General features: G+C 38.8%; 31 protein-coding genes and 1 other annotated feature. All 31 genes read right to left on the bottom strand.

The window, feature by feature from the left end; genetic code table 11:
- Position 1 precedes the first annotated feature (1 nt).
- Positions 2-538: a 50S ribosomal protein L6 gene (gene rplF, locus CWR48_RS02080; RefSeq protein ID WP_115771387.1), complete on the bottom strand. Its 537-nt coding sequence runs from the start codon at positions 536-538 to the stop codon at positions 2-4.
- Positions 539-569: 31 nt separating this feature from the next.
- The gene (gene rpsH / locus CWR48_RS02075) at positions 570-968 is read right to left on the bottom strand and encodes a 30S ribosomal protein S8 (protein ID WP_115771386.1); all 399 of its coding nucleotides are present in this window, start codon (positions 966-968) and stop codon (positions 570-572) included.
- Between the two features lie 29 nt (positions 969-997).
- On the bottom strand, positions 998-1183 hold the full coding sequence (locus CWR48_RS02070) for a type Z 30S ribosomal protein S14 (protein WP_114914902.1): 186 nt from the start codon (positions 1181-1183) through the stop codon (positions 998-1000).
- 29 nt (positions 1184-1212) lie between these two features.
- Positions 1213-1752: a 50S ribosomal protein L5 gene (gene rplE / locus CWR48_RS02065; RefSeq protein WP_115771385.1), complete on the bottom strand. Its 540-nt coding sequence runs from the start codon at positions 1750-1752 to the stop codon at positions 1213-1215.
- Between the two features lie 26 nt (positions 1753-1778).
- Positions 1779-2090 (bottom strand): 50S ribosomal protein L24, encoded by a 312-nt coding sequence (gene rplX, locus CWR48_RS02060; RefSeq protein ID WP_115771384.1) that lies wholly within the window; start codon positions 2088-2090, stop codon positions 1779-1781.
- Positions 2091-2125: 35 nt separating this feature from the next.
- Complete coding sequence (gene rplN, locus CWR48_RS02055) at positions 2126-2494, bottom strand: 50S ribosomal protein L14 (RefSeq protein ID WP_115771383.1); 369 nt, start codon at positions 2492-2494, stop codon at positions 2126-2128.
- 43 nt (positions 2495-2537) lie between these two features.
- Positions 2538-2801, bottom strand: coding sequence for a 30S ribosomal protein S17 (rpsQ, locus tag CWR48_RS02050; protein WP_115771382.1), 264 nt, complete (start codon positions 2799-2801; stop codon positions 2538-2540).
- Positions 2802-2826: 25 nt separating this feature from the next.
- Positions 2827-3027 (bottom strand): 50S ribosomal protein L29, encoded by a 201-nt coding sequence (gene rpmC / locus CWR48_RS02045; RefSeq protein ID WP_114914897.1) that lies wholly within the window; start codon positions 3025-3027, stop codon positions 2827-2829.
- Positions 3017-3451, bottom strand: coding sequence for a 50S ribosomal protein L16 (gene rplP, locus CWR48_RS02040; protein WP_115771381.1), 435 nt, complete (start codon positions 3449-3451; stop codon positions 3017-3019). The genes rpmC and rplP overlap by 11 nt, the downstream gene beginning before the upstream one ends.
- 18 nt (positions 3452-3469) lie before the next feature.
- Positions 3470-4111 (bottom strand): 30S ribosomal protein S3, encoded by a 642-nt coding sequence (gene rpsC, locus CWR48_RS02035; protein ID WP_115771380.1) that lies wholly within the window; start codon positions 4109-4111, stop codon positions 3470-3472.
- A gap of 3 nt (positions 4112-4114) precedes the next feature.
- Positions 4115-4456: a 50S ribosomal protein L22 gene (gene rplV / locus CWR48_RS02030; RefSeq protein ID WP_115771379.1), complete on the bottom strand. Its 342-nt coding sequence runs from the start codon at positions 4454-4456 to the stop codon at positions 4115-4117.
- Positions 4457-4474: 18 nt separating this feature from the next.
- On the bottom strand, positions 4475-4753 hold the full coding sequence (gene rpsS, locus CWR48_RS02025) for a 30S ribosomal protein S19 (RefSeq protein WP_115771378.1): 279 nt from the start codon (positions 4751-4753) through the stop codon (positions 4475-4477).
- Positions 4754-4810: 57 nt separating this feature from the next.
- Positions 4811-5641 (bottom strand): 50S ribosomal protein L2, encoded by an 831-nt coding sequence (rplB, locus tag CWR48_RS02020; RefSeq protein WP_115771377.1) that lies wholly within the window; start codon positions 5639-5641, stop codon positions 4811-4813.
- Positions 5642-5672: 31 nt separating this feature from the next.
- Entirely contained in the window at positions 5673-5960 is a 288-nt protein-coding gene (rplW, locus tag CWR48_RS02015) for a 50S ribosomal protein L23 (protein ID WP_114914891.1), read from the bottom strand.
- Positions 5960-6583, bottom strand: coding sequence for a 50S ribosomal protein L4 (gene rplD / locus CWR48_RS02010; RefSeq protein WP_115771376.1), 624 nt, complete (start codon positions 6581-6583; stop codon positions 5960-5962). Before rplD ends, rplW begins: the two co-directional genes overlap by 1 nt.
- A 26-nt stretch (positions 6584-6609) precedes the next feature.
- Positions 6610-7239, bottom strand: a complete 630-nt coding sequence (gene rplC / locus CWR48_RS02005) for a 50S ribosomal protein L3 (RefSeq protein ID WP_115771375.1) — start codon at positions 7237-7239, stop codon at positions 6610-6612.
- 30 nt (positions 7240-7269) lie between these two features.
- On the bottom strand, positions 7270-7578 hold the full coding sequence (gene rpsJ / locus CWR48_RS02000; RefSeq protein ID WP_114914888.1) for a 30S ribosomal protein S10: 309 nt from the start codon (positions 7576-7578) through the stop codon (positions 7270-7272).
- Positions 7579-8194: 616 nt separating this feature from the next.
- Entirely contained in the window at positions 8195-9382 is a 1188-nt protein-coding gene (tuf, locus tag CWR48_RS01995) for an elongation factor Tu (RefSeq protein WP_115771374.1), read from the bottom strand.
- 126 nt (positions 9383-9508) lie between these two features.
- Positions 9509-11587: an elongation factor G gene (gene fusA / locus CWR48_RS01990; protein ID WP_115771373.1), complete on the bottom strand. Its 2079-nt coding sequence runs from the start codon at positions 11585-11587 to the stop codon at positions 9509-9511.
- Between the two features lie 38 nt (positions 11588-11625).
- Positions 11626-12096: a 30S ribosomal protein S7 gene (gene rpsG, locus CWR48_RS01985; protein WP_115771372.1), complete on the bottom strand. Its 471-nt coding sequence runs from the start codon at positions 12094-12096 to the stop codon at positions 11626-11628.
- A 39-nt stretch (positions 12097-12135) separates the two neighbouring features.
- Positions 12136-12552, bottom strand: coding sequence for a 30S ribosomal protein S12 (rpsL, locus tag CWR48_RS01980; protein ID WP_115771371.1), 417 nt, complete (start codon positions 12550-12552; stop codon positions 12136-12138).
- Positions 12553-12684: 132 nt separating this feature from the next.
- Positions 12685-12936 (bottom strand): ribosomal L7Ae/L30e/S12e/Gadd45 family protein, encoded by a 252-nt coding sequence (locus CWR48_RS01975; RefSeq protein WP_115771370.1) that lies wholly within the window; start codon positions 12934-12936, stop codon positions 12685-12687.
- Positions 12937-13184: 248 nt separating this feature from the next.
- The gene (gene rpoC, locus CWR48_RS01970; RefSeq protein WP_115771369.1) at positions 13185-16790 is read right to left on the bottom strand and encodes a DNA-directed RNA polymerase subunit beta'; all 3606 of its coding nucleotides are present in this window, start codon (positions 16788-16790) and stop codon (positions 13185-13187) included.
- Between the two features lie 103 nt (positions 16791-16893).
- Positions 16894-20424, bottom strand: coding sequence for a DNA-directed RNA polymerase subunit beta (gene rpoB / locus CWR48_RS01965; protein ID WP_115771368.1), 3531 nt, complete (start codon positions 20422-20424; stop codon positions 16894-16896).
- 438 nt (positions 20425-20862) lie between these two features.
- Positions 20863-21465 (bottom strand): class I SAM-dependent methyltransferase, encoded by a 603-nt coding sequence (locus CWR48_RS01960; RefSeq protein WP_115771367.1) that lies wholly within the window; start codon positions 21463-21465, stop codon positions 20863-20865.
- Positions 21466-21581: 116 nt separating this feature from the next.
- Positions 21582-21947: a 50S ribosomal protein L7/L12 gene (gene rplL / locus CWR48_RS01955; protein ID WP_115771366.1), complete on the bottom strand. Its 366-nt coding sequence runs from the start codon at positions 21945-21947 to the stop codon at positions 21582-21584.
- A gap of 59 nt (positions 21948-22006) precedes the next feature.
- Entirely contained in the window at positions 22007-22513 is a 507-nt protein-coding gene (gene rplJ / locus CWR48_RS01950; protein WP_115771365.1) for a 50S ribosomal protein L10, read from the bottom strand.
- Positions 22514-22600: 87 nt separating this feature from the next.
- Positions 22601-22741 (bottom strand) — a sequence feature (ribosomal protein L10 leader region).
- Positions 22742-22884: 143 nt separating this feature from the next.
- The gene (gene rplA / locus CWR48_RS01945; RefSeq protein ID WP_114914877.1) at positions 22885-23574 is read right to left on the bottom strand and encodes a 50S ribosomal protein L1; all 690 of its coding nucleotides are present in this window, start codon (positions 23572-23574) and stop codon (positions 22885-22887) included.
- 156 nt (positions 23575-23730) lie between these two features.
- Positions 23731-24156 (bottom strand): 50S ribosomal protein L11, encoded by a 426-nt coding sequence (gene rplK, locus CWR48_RS01940; protein WP_147294831.1) that lies wholly within the window; start codon positions 24154-24156, stop codon positions 23731-23733.
- A gap of 226 nt (positions 24157-24382) precedes the next feature.
- Positions 24383-24919, bottom strand: a complete 537-nt coding sequence (gene nusG, locus CWR48_RS01935; protein ID WP_115771364.1) for a transcription termination/antitermination protein NusG — start codon at positions 24917-24919, stop codon at positions 24383-24385.
- 252 nt (positions 24920-25171) lie between these two features.
- Complete coding sequence (gene secE, locus CWR48_RS01930; protein WP_115771363.1) at positions 25172-25345, bottom strand: preprotein translocase subunit SecE; 174 nt, start codon at positions 25343-25345, stop codon at positions 25172-25174.
- Positions 25346-25416 lie beyond the last annotated feature (71 nt).

Here is a 25416-nt window from a genome sequence, read left to right as displayed (position 1 = left end):
CTTACTTAGCAGTTTTACCTTCTTTACGGCGAACAACTTCACCGACGTAGCGAATTCCTTTACCTTTATATGGCTCAGGAGGTCTGATTGCTCTAATGTTAGAAGCAACTTCACCAACTAATTCTTTATCGATACCTTTAATTATTAACTGCGTATTCTTCGGTACTTCAATTTCAATACCTTCGATTGGTTCAATTTCAACTGGGTTTGAATATCCAGCGTTAACCACTAATTTCTTACCTTGCAATTGTGCACGATAACCAACACCGATCATTTCAAGGTTCTTTTCGAAACCTTTACTTACACCCTCAACCATATTGTTGATTATGCTGCGAGTAGTACCGTGTAATGCACGGTGTTCTTTAGCATCTGATGGACGTTCAACAGTAAGAATATTATCATTTATGTTAATTTTCATATCTGAATGTAGATTTCTTGTTAATTCACCTTTTGGTCCTTTAACAGTAATTGTAGTGCCATTAAGGTTAATATCTACACCTTGTGGAATTTCAATTAATTTAAGTCCTATACGAGACATTCGATGCACCTCCTTAATTAAAAAATGTTAATTACCAAACATATGCGACTACTTCGCCACCAACAGCTTGTGAACGTGCTTCTTTATCGGAAAGCACTCCTTTAGATGTAGAGACAATAGCGATACCTAAACCATTAAGTACGCGAGGTACTTCATTAGCTTTAGCGTAAACACGTAGACCTGGTTTGCTAATACGTTTGATTCCTGTGATTACTCGTTCTTCGTTTGCACCGTACTTAAGGAAAATACGTAGAACGCCTTGTTTGTTGTCTTCGATTAGTTCATAATCTTTAACAAAACCCTCACGTTTAAGGATATCAGCGATATCTTTTTTCATTTTTGAAGCTGGAAGCTCCAGTTGCTCATGTTTTACTGTGTTCGCATTACGTATACGAGTTAACATATCTGCGATTGGATCTGTCATAACCATTACTAATTACCTCCTTCCCGATTCGGGGTTTACCAACTTGCTTTTTTGACACCAGGAATTTGACCTTTATAGGCAAGTTCACGGAAACAAATACGGCAAAGTTTGAATTTACGAATTACTGAATGTGGACGACCACAACGTTCACAGCGTGTATATTCTTGTACTTGATATTTATGTGTGCGTTTTTGTTTCGCAACCATTGATTTTTTAGCCACAAATTTCCCTCCTTGTATTAGCTCTCAGCTTACTTTTGGAAAGGCATGCCTAACTGAGCTAAAAGTTCACGTGCTTCTTCGTCTGTATTAGATGTAGTTACAATAACGATATCCATACCACGAACTTTATTCACTTTATCATAATTGATTTCTGGGAAAATTAATTGTTCTTTTACACCAAGTGTGTAATTTCCTCGTCCGTCAAAAGCTTTCTTCGAAATCCCACGGAAGTCACGTACACGTGGAAGTGAAACTGAGACAAGTTTTTGTAAGAAATCATACATACGTTCACCACGAAGGGTTACTTTTGTACCAATAGGCATTCCTTCACGAAGACGGAAACCAGCGATTGATTTCTTCGCACGAGTTATTAACGGTTTTTGACCAGAAATTAATGTTAATTCTTCAACAGCGCTATCTAGTGCTTTAGAGTTTTGAACAGCGTCACCAACACCCATGTTGATTACGACTTTCTCAATCTTCGGCACTTGCATTACTGATTTATAGTTAAATTTATTCATTAAAGATGGTGCAATTTCATCTTGATATTTTTGTTGTAATTGATTCATCATGTCGCCCTCCTTTCGTCGCTAAATTATTTATCTAATACTTCACCGGATTTTTTAGCGATGCGGACTTTTTTGCCGTCACGTACTTCATACCCAACACGAGTTGGTTCACCGGATTTAGGATCAATTGGCATTACATTAGAAACATGAATTGGTGCTTCTATGTCAAGAATTCCACCTTGTGGATTATCTTGTGAAGGTTTAGCGTGTTTCTTCACCATGTTTACACCTTCAACTAGTACACGGTCTTTTTTTGGATATGCTTCTAAAATCGTACCTGTTTTACCACGGTCTTTACCAGATAAAACTTTTACTTTATCACCTTTTTTTACATGCATGCTTGCGCACCTCCTTGACAGGGCTATTCATTCGCTTATAAAACTTCTGGAGCTAGAGATACGATTTTCATGAATTTAGCATCACGTAATTCACGTGCAACAGGTCCGAAAATACGGGTTCCTCTTGGACTTTTATCATCACGGATAATTACGGCTGCATTTTCATCAAAACGAATATACGATCCATCTTTACGGCGTGCACCAGTTTTTGTGCGAACGATGACAGCTTTAACAACTTCACCCTTCTTAACAACGCCACCTGGTGTTGCTTGTTTTACTGTACAAACAATTATATCACCAATATTAGCAGTTTTACGACCTGATCCACCCAATACTTTAATGGTTAATAATTCACGAGCACCAGAGTTATCTGCAACTTTTAAACGAGTTTCTTGTTGAATCATAACACTGTGACCTCCCTTCGGATAATTCCTTCGCGAACTTCAATTATATTATTACTGCTTCTTCTACTACTTCAACTAGACGGAAACGTTTAGTTGCTGAAAGCGGACGAGTTTCCATAATACGAACGATATCGCCGATTTTTGCTTGGTTATTCTCATCATGTGCTTTAAATTTCTTAGAGTATTTTACGCGTTTGCCGTACAATTTATGGTTTTTGTAAGTTTCAATTACAACGGTAATTGTCTTATCCATTTTGTCAGAAACAACGCGGCCTGTGTATACTTTACGATTATTACGTTCAGTCATTTTGAGGCTAACCTCCTCTCTTGAATTAGTTATTCACGTTTAATTCACGGTGACGTACAACAGTTTTCATCCGTGCGATTTCTTTTCTTACTTCACGAATACGTGCAGTGTTTTCCAACTGACCAGTTGCAAGTTGGAAGCGTAAATTAAATAATTCTTCTTTTAATGATTTAACTTTTTGTTCAATTTCGGCAGTGGTTAGTTCTCTGATTTCATTAGCCTTCATTGATTTCACCACCAATTTCTTCACGTTTTACGAACTTAGTTTTGATCGGTAGTTTATGAGCAGCAAGACGGAAAGCTTCACGTGCTACTTCTTCTGGTACTCCCGCAATTTCAAACATAATTTTCCCTGGTTTTACTACTGCAACCCATCCTTCAGGCGCACCTTTACCAGAACCCATTCGAACTTCTAGAGGTTTTGCTGTATATGGTTTGTCTGGAAAAATCTTGATCCAAACTTTACCACCACGTTTCATGTAACGAGTCATTGCAATACGAGCAGCCTCGATTTGACGACTTGTAATCCAAGAAGCTTCTAAAGCTTGTAGGCCATATTCACCGAAAGCTACTGTTGTGCCGCCTTTAGCTTGGCCTCTCATTTTACCACGATGTTGTCTACGATATTTAACACGTTTAGGCATTAACATAATGCATTGCCCCCTTCCTTATTTCTTAGTTTTAGTTGGAAGGACTTCTCCACGATAAATCCACACTTTAACACCTAATTTACCATAAGTAGTATCAGCTTCTGCTGTACCATAGTCAATATCAGCACGTAATGTGTGTAGTGGCACTGTTCCTTCACTATAATGTTCTGCACGAGCGATATCTGCTCCACCTAGACGACCAGATACTTGTGTTTTGATTCCTTTTGCTCCCATACGCATTGCACGTTGTATTGCTTGTTTTTGAGCACGACGGAATGAAATACGGTTTTCTAATTGACGAGCAATATTATCTGCTACTAATTTAGCATTAAGATCAACTTTTTTAATTTCAACGATATTGATGTGGACACGTTTGCCTGTTAGGCTGTTTAACGATTTGCGTAGAGCTTCTACTTCAGATCCACCTTTACCGATGACCATACCTGGTTTACCCGTATGAATTGTAATGTTTACACGATTTGCTGCACGCTCGATTTCGATAGAAGAAACAGCAGCAATTTTCAAGCGGTTTTCAAGATATTCTCTAATCTTAATATCTTCGTGTAAGAAGTCTGCATAGTCTTTATCTGCATACCATTTTGACTCCCAGTCTTTGATAATACCTACACGGAGACCCGTTGGATTAATTTTTTGACCCACTGACTATCCCTCCTTCTTTTCTGTTACCACTACTGTAATGTGGCTTGTGCGTTTGTTAATTTTACTTGCACGTCCTTGTGCGCGTGGACGGAAACGTTTCAATGTAGCACCCTCATTAACATATGCTTCAGATACAACTAAATTATCTGTGTCCATTTCGTAGTTATGTTCTGCGTTTGCGATTGCAGACTTCAAAACTTTCTCTACGACTGGAGAAGCACCACGTTGTGTATGACGGAGTATTGCAACTGCTTCGCCTACGTTTTTTCCTCGAATAAGATCAATAACTAATCGAACTTTACGAGGAGCTATACGAACTGATTTCGCAACGGCTTTAGCTTGCATACTTAGTGCCTCCTCTCATTAACGATTTGTTTTCTTATCGTCGCCAGCATGTCCTCTGTACGTACGGGTTGGCGCGAATTCACCTAATTTATGTCCGACCATGTCCTCTGTGATATAAACTGGAACGTGTTTACGTCCATCATATACTGCAATTGTATGACCAATAAAAGTAGGGAAAATAGTTGAACGACGAGACCAAGTTTTTACTACTTGTTTCTTATCGGATTCGTTTAATTTCTCAATCTTTACTAATAAATGATCATCTGCAAAAGGTCCTTTTTTTAAACTACGACCCATGGATAAACCTCCTTCCGCAATTGAAAGACGGGGATAAGTTCCCGCCAATTATTCCGCTTATTTTTTACGTTTACGAACGATATATTTATCAGACGGTTTGTTACGCGTACGTGTCTTGTAACCAAGAGTTGGTTTACCCCAAGGTGACATTGGTGATTTACGGCCGATTGGTGTACGTCCTTCACCACCACCATGTGGGTGATCGTTAGGGTTCATTACAGATCCACGTACAGTTGGGCGAATACCCATCCAACGAGAACGACCAGCTTTACCAATACGGATAAGCTCATGTTCAATATTTCCTACTTGACCAATTGTTGCGCGGCAAGTGCTTAAGATTAAACGAACTTCACCAGAAGAAAGACGCACTAATGTGTACTTATCTTCACGTCCTAGAATTTGAGCTTCAGCACCAGCTGAACGTGCTAATTGTCCACCGTTACCTGGTTTTAATTCAATGTTATGAATAACAGTACCTACTGGGATGTTAACTAGTGGCAATGCATTCCCAACCTTGATATCTGCTTCTGCGCCAGATTCGATTAATTGACCTACTTGTAATCCTTTTGGAGCTAAAATATAGCGTTTTTCACCATCAACATAGTTAATCAATGCGATGTTTGCTGTACGGTTTGGATCATATTCAACTGTAGCAACGCGACCTGGTATACCATCTTTGTTGCGTTTGAAGTCAATAATACGATATTGACGTTTGTGACCGCCGCCTTGATGACGAACAGTTAATTTACCTTGATTATTACGTCCGCCACGTTTAAATAGTGGACTTAGCAAGGATTTCTCTGGAGTGTCTGTTGTAATCTCTGCGAAATCTGAAACAGACATGTTACGACGACCATTTGATGTTGGTCTGAATTTTTTAATCGCCATCTTGTTTTCCCTCCTTCACGAGTATTTGTTTTTAAGCTTCAAAGAAGTCTAGTTCTTTACTATCCTCTGAAAGCTGTACGATAGCTTTTTTACGATCTGAACGATATCCTTGATAACGTCCTTGACGCTTTAACTTACCTTTAACATTAATTGTGTTTACGTTTAAAACTTTTACACCAAAGACAGATTCAATCGCATCTTTGATTTCAGTTTTATTTGCTTTTGGATATACTTCGAAAGTATATTTTTTCTCTGCCATTAAGTCTGCAGAATGCTCCGTAATGACAGGGCGTTTAATAATATCGCGTGCCTCTTTCATTATGCAAGCACCTCCCCTGCTTTTGCAGCTGCATCTTTCGTTAAGATCAACTTATCATGCGTAAGCAAGTCTAACACATTCAACTCTTCAACTGTTAATACTTTTACAGATTGAAGGTTGTTTGCTGAACGAGCGACAACTTCATCTTTATTTGCAGTTACGATTAGTGCTTTCGCATCAACGTTTAATGCAGTAAGCATCTTAACTACTTCTTTTGTTTTTGGAGCATCGATTGCAATGCTTTCCAATACTACTAAATTATCTTCCTTTACTTTAGAAGATAATGCAGATCTAAGTGCTAAACGGCGTACCTTTTTAGGTAGTTTATAGCTATAGCTGCGTGGTGTTGGTCCGAAAACGACTCCACCGCCTACCCATTGTGGCGAGCGAATAGATCCTTGACGTGCACGACCAGTTCCCTTTTGGCGCCATGGTTTACGACCACCACCGCGTACTTCAGAACGGTTTTTAACATCGTGAGTACCTTGACGTAAAGATGCACGTTGCATTACTACTGCTTCATGTAATACGTGAATATGTGGTTCAATCCCAAAAACAACATCGTTTAATTCGATTTCACCAGCATTACTTCCGTCTTGTTTTAATAGTGCTACTTTAGGCATGACATATCCTCCCTTCCTGTGTTTAATTAATTACCTTTAATTGCGCTTTTGATTTCTACATAAGATTTCTTCGCACCAGGTACATTACCTTTAACTAAAAGTAAGTTACGTTCAACATCAACATTAACAATTTCAAGGTTTTGAATTGTAATTTGTTGTGAACCCATATGTCCTGGTAGTTTCTTTCCTTTGAAGACACGCATCGCGTCTACTGCACCCATTGAACCTGGTCCTCTATGATAATGCGAACCATGACCCATAGGACCACGTGATTGACCGTGACGTTTGATTGAACCCTGGAAACCTTTACCTTTAGATGTCCCAGTTACATCAACTTTATCTCCAACTTGGAAAACTTCAACGCTAAGTTCTTGACCTACTTCAAACTCATCAAGATTTGCGTTACGGATTTCACGAACGTAGCGCTTAGGGGCTGTGTTTGCTTTATCAGCATGGCCTTTTTCCGCTTTATTAGTACGTGATTCCTTTTTATCTGCAAAACCGATTTGTAGTGCTTCATAACCATCATTTTCAATTGTCTTCTTTTGTAGTACTACGTTTGGCTCAGCCTGAATTACTGTAACAGGGATCAACTCTCCGTTCTCAGAAAAAAGCTGAGTCATGCCGATTTTACGACCTAAGATTCCTTTCGTCATCCGTTACACCTCCTATAATAAACCTATATTTTATAATTTAATTTCTATGTCCACACCAGATGGTAAGTCAAGACGCATTAACGAATCGACAGTTTTTGGTGTTGGATCAACAATATCAATTAAGCGTTTATGTGTACGCATTTCGAATTGCTCACGAGAATCTTTGTATTTGTGTACCGCACGTAATACAGTATAAATTGCTTTTTCTGTAGGTAACGGAATCGGACCAGATACATTAGCACCAGAACGTTTCGCAGTTTCTACAATTTTCTCAGCTGATTGATCTAAAATACGGTGATCGTACGCTTTTAATCGAATTCTAATCTTCTCTTTTGCCATTATTTTCCCTCCTTATCGCCCATATTATTATAGACATACTCCGTGAAAATTACTTGACAGCTCGCCATGGCAAAGGGGCCGGGCGTGCCAACAACCTCTCACATCATCGCCTTCTTCTGACCAACATTAATATTATACTAAAAACGCTTGGTCAATGCAACCTATATTTTTAAAAATTATAGGTTCTTTGCACATTTTTACATTATACATATATTTCACGATGGATGCAAGTTTTTATCGATTTCTTTTTTTGTTAATTATATTGAAGCTAAATAACATTTTCCGACAACATTCATTCTAATCAATGCTATTGTTTCATTTCAAGCAATGGATCGTAACTTAAGATGATATCCAACTCTTTGGCCGTCGCTCCAGAAATACACTACGCTGATTATAGTGTAGAATTTCAAACAAAAAGAATGAATAATCCACTAACGAACTAAGCTGAATGCCGCAAAACACTAGGGACTCGTCAATAAATAGCACGACATCAGAGATTCGTAGATCCAATCGCTGCAATCCCCTAATATGCATCAATAGAGACAAATCATTTTACCATCAGAACACAAAAAAACGTAGGTAACTTTATCAAGTTACCTACGTTTATAATGTTTACTTATTTAGTGATTGTTGAAACAACGCCAGATCCTACAGTACGTCCACCTTCGCGGATTGAGAAACGAGTACCGTCTTCAATAGCGATTGGTGAAATAAGTTCTACGATCATCTCAGTGTTATCACCAGGCATAACCATTTCAGTTCCTTCTGGAAGTTGGATAACTCCAGTTACGTCCGTTGTACGGAAGTAGAACTGTGGGCGATAGTTTGAGAAGAATGGAGTATGACGTCCACCTTCTTCTTTAGATAATACATAAACTTCAGCTTTGAAGTTAGTATGTGGAGTAATTGTACCTGGTTTTGCTAATACTTGACCACGGTTAATATCTTCACGAGCAACCCCACGAAGAAGTGCACCGATGTTGTCACCAGCTTCAGCATAATCAAGAAGCTTACGGAACATTTCAACACCTGTTACAGTTGATTTGCTTGGAGCTTCATTAAGTCCGATGATTTCAATTTCATCCCCAACTTTAATTTGACCACGTTCTACACGACCAGTTGCAACTGTACCACGACCAGTGATTGAGAATACATCCTCAACAGGCATCATGAATGGTTTGTCGTTGTCACGTTCTGGAGTTGGAACATATTCGTCAACAGCAGCCATTAATTCTAAGATAGCTTCTTCGTATTTAGGATCGCCTTCAAGAGCTCTAAGTGCTGAACCTTTAATAACTGGTACATCATCACCAGGGAAATCGTATTCTGATAATAGATCACGAACTTCCATTTCTACTAATTCAAGCAATTCTTCATCGTCAACCATATCCACTTTGTTAAGGAATACTACGAACGCAGGTACCCCAACGTTACGAGATAGAAGGATATGTTCACGAGTTTGTGGCATTGGGCCATCAGCAGCAGATACTACTAAGATTGCACCATCCATTTGTGCTGCACCAGTGATCATGTTTTTAACATAGTCAGCATGTCCTGGGCAGTCTACGTGAGCATAGTGACGAGTTGCAGTTTCATATTCAACGTGAGAAGTTGAGATTGTGATTCCACGTTCTCTTTCTTCTGGAGCACCATCGATTTGATCGTAAGCGCGTGCTTCCCCACCACCGTGTTTTGCAAGAACAGTTGTAATTGCAGCAGTTAAAGTAGTTTTACCATGGTCAACGTGTCCAAGAGTACCAACGTTAACGTGATCTTTTGAGCGGTCAAATTTTTCTTTAGCCATTTATAGTTCCTCCTTTAAATAAGTAAAAGTGTTTTATATTATTTTATATTGTACTAAGAAATAATGACTGTACATTATTTCTTAGCCTTTAATAAGAGTTATACGTTAGTTTTATCAAAAAATCAATTATTCGCCTGCGTTTTTCTTAATAATTTCTTCAGAAATGCTCTTCGGTACTTCTTCATAATGATCAAATGTCATTGTGTATACGCCACGGCCTTGTGTGTTTGAGCGTAATGCTGTTGCATAACCAAACATTTCAGAAAGTGGTACGAACCCTTTGACAACTTGTGCGTTCCCACGAGCTTCCATTCCTTCAATACGTCCACGACGAGAAGTAACGTCACCCATGATATCACCCATATATTCTTCTGGAATAACGATTTCCACACGCATCATTGGTTCCAAAATTACTGGGTTACACTTGTTCTTAGCAGCTTTTAATGCCATTGAAGCAGCAACTTTAAACGCCATTTCATTCGAGTCAACATCATGATAGCTACCATCGAATAATGAAGCTTTAATATCAACTAATGGATAACCAGCTAACACACCGTTTTGCAATGATTCTTTAACACCTTGTTCAACTGCAGGAATGTACTCACGAGGTACAACCCCACCAACGATGTTGTTATTAAATTCGAAGCCAGCTCCTTCTTCGTTTGGTTCAAATTTGATCCAAACGTGTCCGAATTGCCCACGTCCACCAGACTGACGTACGAATTTACCTTCGACTTCAGCAGATGCACGGAATGTTTCACGATACGCTACTTGCGGCGCACCAACATTTGCTTCTACTTTGAATTCACGTCTCATCCGATCAACAATAATGTCTAGGTGAAGTTCACCCATACCAGAAATAATTGTTTGACCAGTTTCTACGTTAGTTTCAGTTTTGAATGTTGGATCTTCTTCAGCAAGTTTTGATAATGCAATACCCATCTTATCTTGGTCAGCTTTTGTTTTTGGTTCAATCGCAACCGAGATAACTGGATCAGGGAATTCCATTGATTCTAAGATTACAAGTTCCTTCTCATCACAAAGTGTGTCTCCAGTAGTTGTATCTTTCAAACCAACTGCTGCTGCGATTTCACCAGAGTAAACTTCTGAAATTTCTTCACGGTGATTCGCATGCATTTGTAGAATACGTCCAACACGTTCACGTTTGTCCTTAACAGAGTTTCGTACATATGAACCAGATTTTAATGTTCCAGAATATACACGGAAGAATGTTAATTTACCAACAAACGGGTCTGTCATAACTTTAAATGCTAATGCAGAGAATGGAGCATTATCGTCAGCTGGACGAATAACTTTATCTTCTGTACCAGGAACAATCCCTTCAATAGCAGCAACATCTGTTGGAGCTGGAAGGTAATCAAGTACACCATCTAGCATTAATTGAACACCTTTGTTTTTAAATGCTGATCCACAGAATACAGGGTAGAATTCAACACTTAAAGTTGCTTTACGGATTGCAGTCTTTAGTTCATCGTTAGAGATTTCTTCTCCTTCTAAGAACTTCATCATTAGATCTTCATCAGAATCAGCTACAGCTTCGATTAAGCTTGCACGAAGTTCTTCAGCTTGTTCCTTCAAGTCTGCAGGAATTTCTCTTGATTCATCAACCGTTCCAAGATCATCAGTATAGAAATGAGCTTCCATGTTAATTAAATCAATAATCCCCTCGAATTGATCCTCTGCACCGATCGGCATTTGAACTGGATGTGCATTCGCACCAAGACGATCCTCTAATGTCTTTGTAGCATAAAGGAAATCCGCACCTGTTTTATCCATTTTATTAACGAATACCATACGTGGTACACCGTATGTCGTTGCTTGACGCCAAACAGTTTCTGTTTGTGGTTCTACACCGGATTGTGCATCAAGTACAGTCACCGCACCATCAAGAACACGTAATGAACGTTCAACTTCAACAGTGAAGTCTACGTGTCCAGGAGTGTCAATGATGTTGATTCGATGGCCTCTCCATGCAGCAGTTGTTGCAGCAGAAGTGATCGTAATTCCGCGTTCTTGTTCTTGCTCCATCCAGTCCATCTGTGATGCACCTTCATGTGTTTCACCAATTTTATGAATACGTCCTGTGTAGAAAAGAATACGCTCAGTAGTAGTGGTTTTACCTGCATCAATGTGCGCCATAATACCAATATTACGCGTCTTTTCCAAGGAGAACTCTCTTGTCATGTATTCTTCTCCTTCCTCTTAATGCTTTAGTTTTTAACTTACCAACGGTAATGAGCGAAAGCTTTGTTAGCTTCAGCCATTTTATGCATTTCTTCGCGTTTTTTCACAGAAGCTCCTGTGTTGTTAGAAGCATCTAGAATTTCATTAGCAAGACGTTCTTCCATTGTTTTCTCTCCACGTAGACGAGAATAGTTAACGATGTAACGTAAGCCTAATGCTTGACGACGTTCAGGGCGAACTTCCATTGGTACTTGATAGTTTGAACCCCCAACACGACGAGCTTTTACTTCTAATACTGGCATTACATTCTTCATTGCTTGTTCGAAAACTTCCATTGAGTTTTGGCCGCTTCTTTCAGCAACTAATTCGAATGCTTTATAAAGAATTTTTTGAGCCTTTCCACGTTTACCATCAATCATGATTTGATTGATTAAACGAGTTACTAATTTTGAATTATATAGTGGATCTGGCAATACATCACGTTTTGGCACTGGTCCTTTACGAGGCATATAGCATCCTCCTTTCCTGTGTATGGTACATTAAATTAATTATTTTTGTTTTGGTTTCTTTGTTCCGTATTTTGAACGACTTTGCATACGGCCGTCTACTCCAGCAGTATCAAGTGCGCCACGAACGATATGGTAACGTACCCCTGGTAAGTCTTTAACACGACCACCACGTAGAAGTACTACACTATGTTCTTGTAGATTATGACCAATTCCTGGGATGTACGCAGTTACTTCCATGTTGTTTGACAAGCGAACACGCGCATACTTACGTAAAGCTGAGTTCGGTTTCTTAGGAGTCAATGTACCAACACGAGTACATACACCACGTTTTTGTGGGGAACTTTGGTTTGTTAATTTCTTTTTAAAACTGTTATATCCTTTATTTAGTGCTGGTGAGTCAGTCTTTTTCACTTTACTCACACGGCCTTTACGGACAAGTTGATTAATTGTAGGCATTTATATGTCCTCCCTTCTTCACTTTTAAAAATGGGTAACCAGATATGTTAAATGGTTTTTATAATACCACACATCCAGGCGGTTCATTTTTCAACAAAAAAATAGTTCATTATTTTTATTAGCTTAATGATGCTATTTTTTCACTGCTACACTTGATGCATTTACTTCAATATTACAGGCTGCACCGAGCTTTTGTTTCGAACCAACACGGTGACAAGGTATATTTAATTCCACAGCTAAGCTAGCTACCTTTTGTGTCAATTGCCGATCAGCATCATCAGCAATGAAAACTTCACTTACTTCACCATTCAACATGGCTTTAAGTGTTTGTTTTATTCCAATAACAATTCTTGTTTTATCTTGCGTCACTTTTTCATAAGACATTTTAAACATCCTCCAAAGGTTACAAGCATAAACGGAATCACCTTGAATATAGTAACATTGTCATTTTTTATTGTCAATAAAAAAATGAATTATTTTGTCGTGTTTTCAACATATTACATTAAATTAATATTCCGGATTCATCTACAATTAATTACTATCCGAATAACCATTACTTTGTTCCTTGTAAAAATGGATGTCTTGTAGAAAGCAAGGGAGGTCCCTTGTTTCTACAAGATTATTCACCATTATTATTGAACCGTTTCAATCTCTTCTGTTTCTTCTACTGCTGGTTTATCAAGCACACCTTTAATGTTACGATACTGCGGCATTCCCGTACCTGCTGGAACGAGTTTCCCGATGATAACATTTTCTTTTAATCCAAGTAATTCGTCGCGTTTTCCTTTGATTGCTGCATCTGTTAGGACACGAGTTGTCTCTTGGAACGATGCTGCAGATAGGAATGAATCTGTTTCCAGGGAAGCTTTCGTAATTCCTAGTAGAACAGGTTTTCCTGTTGCAGGTTGATCTCCATCGAGTAGAACCGACTGGTTTGCATCTCTGAATTGATGTAATTCAAGTAATGAACCAGGAAGTAGGTTAGTATCTCCAGATTCACTAACACGAATCTTACGTAGCATTTGGCGAACCATTACTTCTACGTGTTTGTCGCCAATTTCTACCCCTTGCATACGATATACGCGTTGTACTTCACGTAATAAGTAGGCTTGAACTCCTTCAACACCTTGGATACGTAGCAAGTCTTTCGGATCAATTGAACCTTCCGTTAATTCCTGTCCAGCGAATACTTCGTCGCCAATAGCGACCTTCATCCTTGCGTTGTACGGAACAGGATAAGAGCGCTGTTCAACTTCACCTTGGATAACAATTTCTTGTTTATCCTTAACTTCTTTCATTTCTAAAACAGTACCAGCAATCTCTGTGATAACTGCTTGCCCTTTAGGAATACGTGCTTCAAATAACTCTTGAATACGCGGTAAACCTTGGGTAATATCATCTCCTGCAACCCCACCTGTATGGAAGGTACGCATTGTTAATTGTGTACCTGGCTCACCAATAGATTGTGCAGCAATAATACCAACCGCTTCTCCAACCTCAACGTCAGCACCTGTTGCAAGGTTTCGACCATAACATTTTTGGCAGACACCATGTTTTGTATTACATGTAAATGCAGAGCGAATCGTTACCTCTTTAATTCCCGCATTAATAATCGCCTTCGCTTGGTCTTCTAGAATTAATTCATTTCGTTTTACAAGTACTTTGCCTGTTTCAGGATGCTTCACAGCTGCAAATGCATTACGTCCGATTAAACGGTCAATTAATGGTTCAATCACTTCTGTTCCATCTACTAAAGCAGAAACAGTTAATCCGCGATCTGTACCACAATCATCTTCACGAATGATTACATCTTGGGCAACATCTACAAGTCTTCGTGTTAAGTAACCAGAGTCAGCAGTCTTAAGTGCTGTATCCGCAAGCCCTTTACGTGCACCATGTGTAGAAATAAAGTATTCTAATACGGTTAATCCTTCACGGAAGCTTGATTTGATTGGAATTTCAATGATCTTACCAGATGGATCGGCCATTAGACCACGCATTCCAGCAAGCTGTGTAAAGTTAGATGCGTTACCACGGGCACCGGAATCACTCATCATGAAGATCGGATTTCGGTTACTCAATGAATCCATTAGTTTACCTTGAATAACGTCTTTTGCTTGTGACCAAATGGAAATTACTCGGTCATAACGTTCTTCCTCTGTAATCAACCCACGACGGAATTGTTTTAGGACGTTATCCACTTTTACTTGTGCTTCATCAAGAATTTCCTGTTTATCCGGTAAAACAACGATATCAGATATACCAACAGTCATACCCGCTTTAGTTGAATAACTGAATCCTAAGTCCTTCATGCGGTCAAGCATTTTCGATGTTTCCGTGATCTTATACTGTTTAAATACTTCCGCGATAATATCACCTAAGAAACCTTTCTTAAATGGTTTGATCACATCACGGCTCTTAATTTCCTTCTTAAGATCTGTTCCAACCTCTACAAAGTATTCTGCGGGCGTTTTCTCTTGCAGGTTAACCTTTGTTGGCTCGTTAATATATGGGAATGACTCAGGCAAAATTTCATTAAAGATTAATTTACCTATTGTCGTTAGAAGCATCATGTTTTGTTGCTTATCTGTAAAGGTCTTGTTATTTACACTTGAAGCCAGTACTGCAATACGTGTGTGTAAATGAACATAACCATTATGGTACGCAAGCATCGCTTCACTAATATCCTTAAATACACTACCTTCACCAACTGAACCTTCGCGCTCTAACGTCAAGTAATAGTTACCTAATACCATATCCTGTGATGGTGTAACGACTGGTTTTCCATCTTTAGGGTTCAAAATATTTTGCGCTGCAAGCATTAGGATACGTGCTTCTGCTTGTGCTTCAGCACTTAATGGAACGTGAACAGCCATTTGGTCTCCATCAAAGTCTGCGTTATATGCAGTACATACTAATGGATGCAAACGAATTGCACGTCCTTCAACAAGTGTAGGCTCAAATGCCTGGATTCCCAGTCTATGCAATGTAGGTGCACGGTTTAAGAGTACTGGATGTTCTTTAATAACATCTTCCAGCACATCCCAAACATCTGGATGTACCCGTTCTATTTTACGCTTCGCTGATTTAATATTATGTGCAAACCCTCTTTCGACAAGCTCTTTCATAATAAATGGCTTAAATAGCTCGAGCGCCATTTCTCTCGGAAGTCCGCATTGATACATTTTCAAACTTGGACCAACGATAATAACAGAACGACCAGAGTAGTCAACACGCTTTCCAAGTAAGTTTTGACGGAAACGACCTTGCTTTCCTTTTAGCATATGTGATAAAGATTTCAAAGGTCGATTACCTGGTCCAGTTACCGGACGACCTCTTCGACCATTATCAATCAAAGCATCAACAGCTTCTTGAAGCATACGTTTTTCATTTTGAACAATAATACTAGGTGCACCAAGATCCAATAGTCGTTTCAAACGGTTATTTCTGTTGATTACACGACGATATAAATCATTTAAATCGGAAGTAGCAAAACGTCCACCATCAAGTTGAACCATTGGTCTAATTTCTGGCGGGATAACTGGAATAACATCAAGAACCATCCAGCTCGTATCATTACCAGAGTGACGGAATGCTTCCAATACTTCTAATCGTTTAATCGCTCTTGTTCTTCTTTGACCACTAGCAGTCTTTAATTCTTCTCTTAACGCGTCTACTTCTTTTTCAAGATCAATATCTTGAAGAAGTTTACGGATTGCCTCCGCACCCATTTGCGCTTTAAAGGAATTACCATACTTATCGTAATATGCGCGATATTCCTTCTCTGATAATAATTGTTTCTTCTCTAAAGGTGTATTTCCTGAATCAGTCACAATATATGCAGCGAAGTAGATAACTTCTTCTAATGCTCTTGGGGACATGTCTAAAATAAGACCCATTCTGCTTGGAATTCCTTTGAAATACCAAATATGTGATACAGGTGCGGCTAATTCGATATGCCCCATACGTTCACGGCGCACTTTCGATTTGGTTACTTCTACACCACAGCGATCACAAACAACACCTTTGTATCGTACACGTTTGTATTTCCCACAGTGACATTCCCAGTCTTTCGTCGGCCCAAATATACGCTCACAGAAAAGTCCATCCTTCTCAGGCTTCAACGTACGATAATTAATTGTTTCTGGTTTTTTAACCTCGCCATATGACCAGGAGCGAATCTTCTCTGGTGAAGCCAAACCTATTTTCATATACTCAAATGTATTTACATCTAGCAAGGAGCCTTCCTCCCTTATAATGTGCGATTTTTACGATTCGACTAACGGTATAAACTGGAGAATTACCTATATTACAAAGGTAATTCTCATATACTTATTCCATTTATTCGACTTCTAAATTAAGTTTACTTGCTGTTTGAACATCTTCTTCATCAATCTCACGTAAATCAATTTCTTGTTCATTGCTATTAAGCATCTTAACATCTAACCCAAGACTTTGAAGCTCTTTAATTAGAACTTTGAATGATTCTGGTACGCCTGGTTCAGGAATGTCGTCACCTTTCACAATGGCTTCGTAAGTTTTCACACGACCGACAATATCATCAGATTTCACTGTCAATATTTCTTGAAGTGTATATGCGGCACCATATGCTTCAAGTGCCCATACTTCCATCTCTCCGAAACGTTGTCCACCGAACTGTGCTTTACCACCAAGTGGTTGTTGCGTAACAAGTGAATATGGTCCAGTTGAACGTGCATGTAGCTTATCATCTACCATGTGGGCAAGCTTGATCATGTACATAACCCCCACAGACACACGGTTGTCGAATGCTTCACCTGTTCTTCCATCATAAAGAATTGTTTTCGCATCTCTGGCCATTCCGGCTTCTTCTAATGTTTCATAAACATCTTCTTCTGTAGCTCCATCAAATACTGGGGAAGCAACGTGAATTCCAAGATATCTTGCAGCCATTCCTAAATGAAGCTCAAACACCTGTCCGATATTCATTCGTGATGGTACCCCTAGTGGGTTAAGCATAATATCAATTGGTGTTCCGTCTGGCATGAACGGCATGTCTTCTTCTGGTAATATTTTCGAAATAACCCCTTTATTACCGTGACGTCCAGCCATCTTATCTCCTTCGTGAATTTTACGTTTTTGCACGATATATGCGCGAACGAGTTGATTCACACCCGGTGGTAACTCATCGCCATCTTCACGATTGAAAATCTTAACATCTAGAACAATTCCGCCAGCACCATGTGGTACACGTAATGAAGTATCACGAACTTCACGTGCCTTCTCACCGAAGATTGCGTGTAATAATCGTTCTTCTGCAGATAATTCGGTAACTCCCTTAGGTGTTACTTTACCAACTAAAATATCGCCATCGGTTACTTCCGCTCCAACACGAATGATACCATGCTCATCCAAGTCTTTCAGCGCTTCTTCACCAACGTTTGGAATATCTCTCGTAATTTCTTCAGGTCCAAGCTTCGTATCGCGAGACTCTGATTCATATTCTTCTATATGGATAGATGTATAAACATCATCTTTAACAAGTCTTTCACTCATAATGATCGCATCTTCATAGTTATAACCTTCCCAAGTCATGAAACCAACTAGGACGTTACGACCTAATGCAAGCTCCCCGTCTTCCATTGAAGGACCATCTGCAAGAACCTCTCCTTTTGTAACACGATCTCCTTCTGTTACAATCGGACGTTGATTAATACATGATCCTGCATTCGAACGAATGAACTTTTGCAAATGATAACGCTCAAGATCACCTTGAACTTCTTTTCCGTCTACATTTGAAACGCGACGAACAAGAATTTCTTTAGCTTCCACGCGTTCAACGATACCATCTGCTTTACAAATCACTGCAGCACCAGAGTCTTTTCCGTTCACATATTCCATACCAGTACCAACAATTGGTGCCTCTGGTTTCATTAATGGAACTGCTTGACGTTGCATGTTCGCACCCATCAACGCACGGTTCGAGTCATCATTTTCCAAGAAAGGAATACATGCTGTAGCAGCAGATACTACTTGTTTAGGTGATACATCCATGTAATCAATTTTTGAACGATGAACGATAATATTATCTTCACGGAAACGAGCAATTACTTCTTCTTCTACAAACTTATCTTCTTCATCAAGAATTGCATTCGCTTGTGCAACGATATAATTATCTTGTTCATCTGCAGTTAAATAGTCGATTTGCATCGTTACTTGACCTGTGTCTGGATCAACACGGCGATAAGGTGATTCAATGAAACCAAAAGCGTTTACTCTTGCATAACTTGATAACGAGTTGATCAACCCGATATTCGGTCCTTCAGGTGTCTCAATCGGGCACATACGACCATAATGGGTATAGTGAACATCTCGCACTTCAAATCCAGCCCGTTCACGTGTCAAACCACCAGGTCCTAGTGCAGATAAACGACGTTTATGCGTAAGCTCTGCTAACGGATTGATTTGGTCCATGAACTGTGATAACTGTGAACTACCAAAGAATTCTTTAATAGACGCGATTATCGGGCGAATATTGATCAATTGCTGTGGTGTAACGCTTGATGTATCTTGGATTGACATTCTTTCGCGTACAACACGTTCCATACGAGATAACCCGATACGGAATTGATTTTGCAATAATTCCCCTACAGAGCGAAGACGACGATTACCTAAATGGTCAATATCATCCGTATCCCCAACTTGATAAAGTAAGTTAAAGAAGTAACTGATTGATGACAATATATCTGCTGGAGTAATATGTTTAATGGAATCATCCACTTCTCCATTACCGATAACACTTAATTCTCTTTCGCCACTAGGATCTGTTGGATCTAGTATTTTGATGGTTTGTAAATGAATTTCGTCTTCAAGTACACCCTCATGCGGTTGGAATACCGCTTCACCAAGTTTATCTTCACTGCGTTCCAAATATGGAATCAATTTATTTAGTAATTTACGCTCAAGTCGATCGCCTTTTTGCGCTAACACTTCACCAGTTTCCTGATCAACGATTGTTTCGGCTAAAACTTGATTGAATAAGCGATTTTTAATGTTTAGCTTTTTATTCATTTTATAACGACCAACATGTGCTAAGTCGTATCGTTTTGGATCGAAAAAGCGTGAAACCAATAAGCTTTTTGCATTTTCTACCGTTGGTGGTTCACCAGGACGTAGACGATCATAGATTTCTAATAATGCTTTTTCTGTTGTTTCTGTATTATCTTTTTCGAGTGTGTTTTTTAAGTATTCATTTTCCCCAAGTAAATCGATTATTTCTTGGTCTGTACCAAATCCAAGTGCACGCAATAGCACCGTTATTGGTAATTTACGCGTACGATCAATCCGGACATATGCAACATCTTTTGCATCTGTTTCAAATTCCAGCCATGCACCACGGTTAGGGATAACAGTGGAAGTGATGCCACGCTTTCCGTTTTTGTCGATTTTCGCGTTAAAATAAACACTAGGTGAACGTACGAGCTGAGAAACGATTACACGTTCCGCTCCATTTATTACAAACGTACCGGTATCGGTCATTAATGGGAAATCCCCCATAAATACTTCTTGTTCTTTCACTTCACCGGTTTCATTATTGATTAAACGAACCTTCACACGAAGCGGAGCATTATAAGTGACGTCCCTTGATTTCGATTCATCTATACTATACTTCGGTTCACCTAAGCTATAGTCTACAAATTCAAGTGACAAATTACCTGTGAAGTCTTCAATAGGTGAAATATCTCTAAACATTTCTCCCATTCCTTCTTCTAAGAACCACTCATAAGAAGAAGTTTGAATTTCGATTAGATTCGGCAACTCTAAAACTTCACTAATACGCGCATAGCTCCTGCGTTGGCGATGCCGTCCATACTGAACTAGTTGACCTGTCAACTGCTTCACCCCTTAAATCCTGCCTTTTAAAAAGTGATCTCTTTTCAATAAGGCTTATCTTATTTAAAAAACGACGACTGCACACGAGGCACAGTGTTGTTTTCAAATCAATACTACTCGGCTGTTTGGCAAAAAAGCCGAAACAAACTTGCAAAGTCTTATTTTACAAGTTTTTTACATGAATACCATATGTGTAACAGGAAGGATTTCTATTTCAAAGGTTACGATATTTCCATTTTATAGTTTACAGAATGAACCTATAAACGGTATAATAGAATAAAGTAGAGATAAGATTTGTATAAAAAGCATTGTTTCTCTTAATTCTACCAGTGTTTCCGTTCACCAACGAAATATACATTTTACGAGTTATTGAGTACCCTCTAGACAAAATAACCCCATAGTAACATTTTATTATCATATCACATGAGTTTTAATAGGTCAAATTTTTAAAGCTCGTAATATATAATATCCCTTATCCTTCTTAACCACTTCTACTTCACCAAATAGACTTTCTAATTTTACTTTCGCTGATGGTGCACCTTGTTTCTTCTGGATGACCACCCATAACTCTCCGCGCGGCACTAGCGCTGCATATGATTCTTCAAACATACTATGAACAATCTGTTTACCCGCTCTTATTGGTGGGTTTGTTATAATTGACGCAAAGGAACGATTAATCAAATTAGATAGACGATCGCTTTGAATGATCTCGATATTTCCAACATGATTCGCAACAGCATTCTGCTCTGCTAACGCTAATGCACGTTGGTTTACATCCACCATCACAACATTTCTCTCCCCAAAACTATCAGCCAAGGAAATCCCAATCGGCCCATAACCACAGCCCAAATCTAAGAAATCACCCGTAACTCTTGGCTCCCTAAATCGCTCGATTAGTAATCTTGATCCGAAATCAACTTCGTTTTTGGAGAATACGCCAACATCACTGGTGAATCTATATTCTTTCTCTCTTAAATTGTATTTCCAAGTCTTTGGTGTGCTTTTAGATTGAGGTTGTTGAGAAAAGTAATGCTCAGACATTTGGGCACCTACTTTAACATGTAATAATTGAAGTTATCAAAGAGCATATGCTCCTCGGTAGTTGAAAAGAGCTCAGTCGTAATACGACGAGCTCCAGTTATTAATAGTATTCTAAATTATTTAACTTCTACGCTTGCGCCAACTTCTTCAAGTTTAGCTTTCATTTCTTCTGCTTCTTCTTTAGATACGCCTTCTTTGATTGCTTTAGGTGCGTTATCTACTAATTCTTTAGCATCTTTAAGTCCAAGACCAGTGATTTCACGAACAGCTTTAACAACTTTAATCTTCGCGTCACCAACACCAGCAAGTACTACGTCAAATTCAGTTTGTTCTTCTGCAGCAGCTCCACCAGCAGCTCCGCCTGCAACTGCAACTGGTGCAGCAGCTGTTACTCCAAATTCTTCTTCGATTGCTTTAACTAAGTCGTTTAATTCTAAAACGGACATTTCTTTGATCGCGCCAATCATTTCTTCTTTAGTCATGATATATTTCCTCCTAATTTAATTTTCATTTTTTGTATTAACATGCAAGGGATAAGCTATTATGCACCTTGTTCTTCTTTTTGCTCTGCAATTGCTTTTGTAACGTAAGCAAAGTTACGGATAGGTGCTTGAAGCACGCTAAGCAACATTGAAACCATACCTTCGTAATTTGGAAGATCTGCAAGTTCTTTGATTTGATCCAACGTTGCAACCTTACCTTCAATTACGCCACCTTTGATTTCTAAGTTCTCGTTAGTCTTTGCGAAATTATTAAGGATTCTTGCTGGAGCTACAACATCATTATTACTAAACGCAATAGCTGTAGGCCCAACTAAAGTATCGTTAATTTCTCCAAGTTCTGCAGCTTCTGCAGCACGACGACTCATAGAGTTCTTGTATACTTTGAATTCAATGCCTTCGTCACGTAATTGTTTACGAAGTATTGTTAATTCAGCAACGCTTAATCCACGATAGTCAACAACTACTGATGTTTGACTTTCACGGAATTTAGTTGTGATTTCTTCAACAAGTTGTTGTTTCTTTTCTACAATCTTAAGATTAGCCATTATTCCACCTCCCATTAATATTACATCATTACACCGGTCAAAAAGCGCAAGCACTTTGGTGAGCTACAATAAGCTTAAGCTGAGTAAGCAATATAGTAAAAAGCTCCCATGTCGACATAGGAGCTTTATATAACAAACGATAATCTTATCGACTGCTTTATAAACACCTCGGCAGGATTATTAAACCTCTAGGGTCCCTACTGTCTGCGGTATAACGTATTTTTTTAATCAACGGACATTATTATATCGGATTAGTTCCGAAATGTCAACGCCTTTAATTAGAATAAAAATATATAGAAAATCCCTATTTCTATTCACGTGGCAACCACGAGCACCGTACATCGCTAAACAGGCGCTTCTGCTCTTGTTAATTAGATACTTGAAACGTCAACTTTGATTCCAGGTCCCATTGTTGAAGCGATAGAAACATTCTTCATGTATATTCCTTTTGCAGTTTGTGGCTTAACTTTCACAAGTTGTTCTGTTAATGCCACGAAGTTTTCAACTAATTTTTCATCATCAAATGAAATTTTTCCGATTGGAACATGAATGTTAGATTGTTTGTCTACACGATATTCAACTTTACCAGCTTTAATATCGTTAACAGCTTTTTCTACATCAAATGTAACTGTTCCAGTCTTTGGATTTGGCATTAAGCCTTTTGGTCCAAGAACTCGGCCAAGCTTCCCTACTTCAGCCATCATGTCAGGTGTAGCAACAATTACATCAAACTCGAACCAACCTTGGTTAATCTTGTCAATGTATTCTCCTTCACCAACATAATCTGCTCCGGCAGCTTCTGCTTCTTTTGCTTTCTCACCTTTTGCGAATACTAGTACACGTTGTGTTTTACCAGTACCATGCGGCAATACGAAAGCACCACGGATTTGTTGATCTGCCTTCTTAGGATCTACTCCTAAACGGAATGCAGCTTCGACCGTTTCGTCGAAGTTAGCTTTAGCTGTTTGTTTAGCTAATGCAATAGCTTCTTTTACTTCATATGATTTTGTGCGATCAACAAGCTTTGTAGCTTCTTGATGTTTTTTACCTCTTTTAGCCATTTTATTTCCTCCTCTATTGTGGTTATAACGGTAATACCTCCCACTTATAAAAGCGCAGGCGCCTTTATTAAAGCATGCAATAAACCATTATTGGTCTATCGCATTCACGAAAAAGGTTGCGTCAGTTCCCATCCGCAACCATTGCCGTATTGTAAATTAGTCTTCGATTGTAATTCCCATGCTACGTGCAGTTCCTTCAACCATGCGCATCGCTGCTTCTACATCAGCGGCGTTTAAATCTGGCATTTTAGTTTCTGCGATTTCTTTCACTTTATCACGTTTTACAGTAGCAACTTTGTTCTTGTTCGGTTCACCTGAACCAGACTCAATACCTGCTGCTTTCTTCAATAGAACAGCTGCTGGTGGAGTCTTTGTAATAAATGTAAATGAACGGTCTTCAAATACCGTAATTTCAACAGGGATAATTAGGCCCGCTTGATCTTGTGTACGTGCATTGAACTCTTTACAGAATCCCATGATATTAACACCTGCTTGACCTAATGCTGGTCCTACTGGCGGCGCTGGGTTTGCTTTACCAGCTGGAATTTGTAATTTTACTAATTTGATTACTTTTTTAGCCACGAGACACACCTCCTTAAAGTCCGTGATGTGGTAATAGGGGTACCAATGGATCCCTCCCACTCATATTTACAAATGTCCTTATAACAGAACATGAATAACAAAAGAATTTTACCATGAATATCAATTATATGCAAGGAGTTGAATTAATTCTTTCAGAAAAAATTATTGCTCTCATAATTAACATTCCTATGGTAGCCTGGAAAACACTCGAAACTAGTCTGGTTGATTAGCCTAGTTTTTCTATTTGCGCAAAATCTAGTTCGACCGGTGTTTCTCTGCCAAACATATTTACATGCACCTTCACTTTTTGCTTATCTAAATCAATATGCTCGATTGATCCTGTGAAGTCAGAGAATGGCCCTTCTTTAACGCGAACATTTTCTTTCAGTTCGAAGTCAATTTGAACCTTCTGTGATTCCATTCCCATTCGTTTGAGAAGGGTATCTACTTCATCTGGTAATAATGGCGTAGGTTTTGCACCGTGACCACTTGAACCAACAAATCCAGTCACACCAGGAGTATTGCGCACAACATACCATGAATCATCTGTCATAATCATTTCTGTTAATACATACCCAGGGAAGAATTTCTTCTTCATGACCTTCTTCTTGCCATTCTTTATTTCTGTCTCTTCTTCTTCTGGAACGAGTACACGGAAGATCTTGTCCTCCATCCCCATCGTTTCCACCCGTTTTTCCAAATTCATTTTTACTTTGTTTTCATATCCAGAGTACGTATGAACAACATACCAATTTTTTTCCATTATATATAGGACAATTCGCTTGCCCTTCCCTCCCTTTAAAAGAGTTATTTTATCCTTCATCGAACGTTCGCCGCAAATAGTGTCCTAGAAAACTTGGCAATCCTCCAAGCCTTTAGGCGGATTCCAGTAGTTGCACTTATGCAGAAAGAAATATGGATATACTTTCTTTCTGCCAATATTAAAAAACCCGTTTTGGCGGGTTTTTTTCAAAAAAGGCGTATTTTTATACCATTATAGCATAATTAAAATAAATTATTCAAAAAAAGAATTCAAAATAAATGAAATCCCCATATCAACTACCATGAAGAATAACGCTACAAATACAACTGTCGATATAACAATAACCGTATAATTTCTTAATTCCTTGCCTTTTGGCCAGCTGACCTTCTTCATTTCCTTTGAAACATTTTTAAAAAACTTAAACACGCTTGTGCCCTCCAAACTCTACCTAAATGTACATTTATTCCGCATAAAACTAGCAATTTTGCAGTAGTATT

This window comes from Oceanobacillus arenosus (assembly GCF_003369575.1).
Classification (GTDB): domain Bacteria; phylum Bacillota; class Bacilli; order Bacillales; family Amphibacillaceae; genus Oceanobacillus; species Oceanobacillus arenosus.
This window is presented reverse-complemented; position numbering and strand designations above follow the sequence as displayed.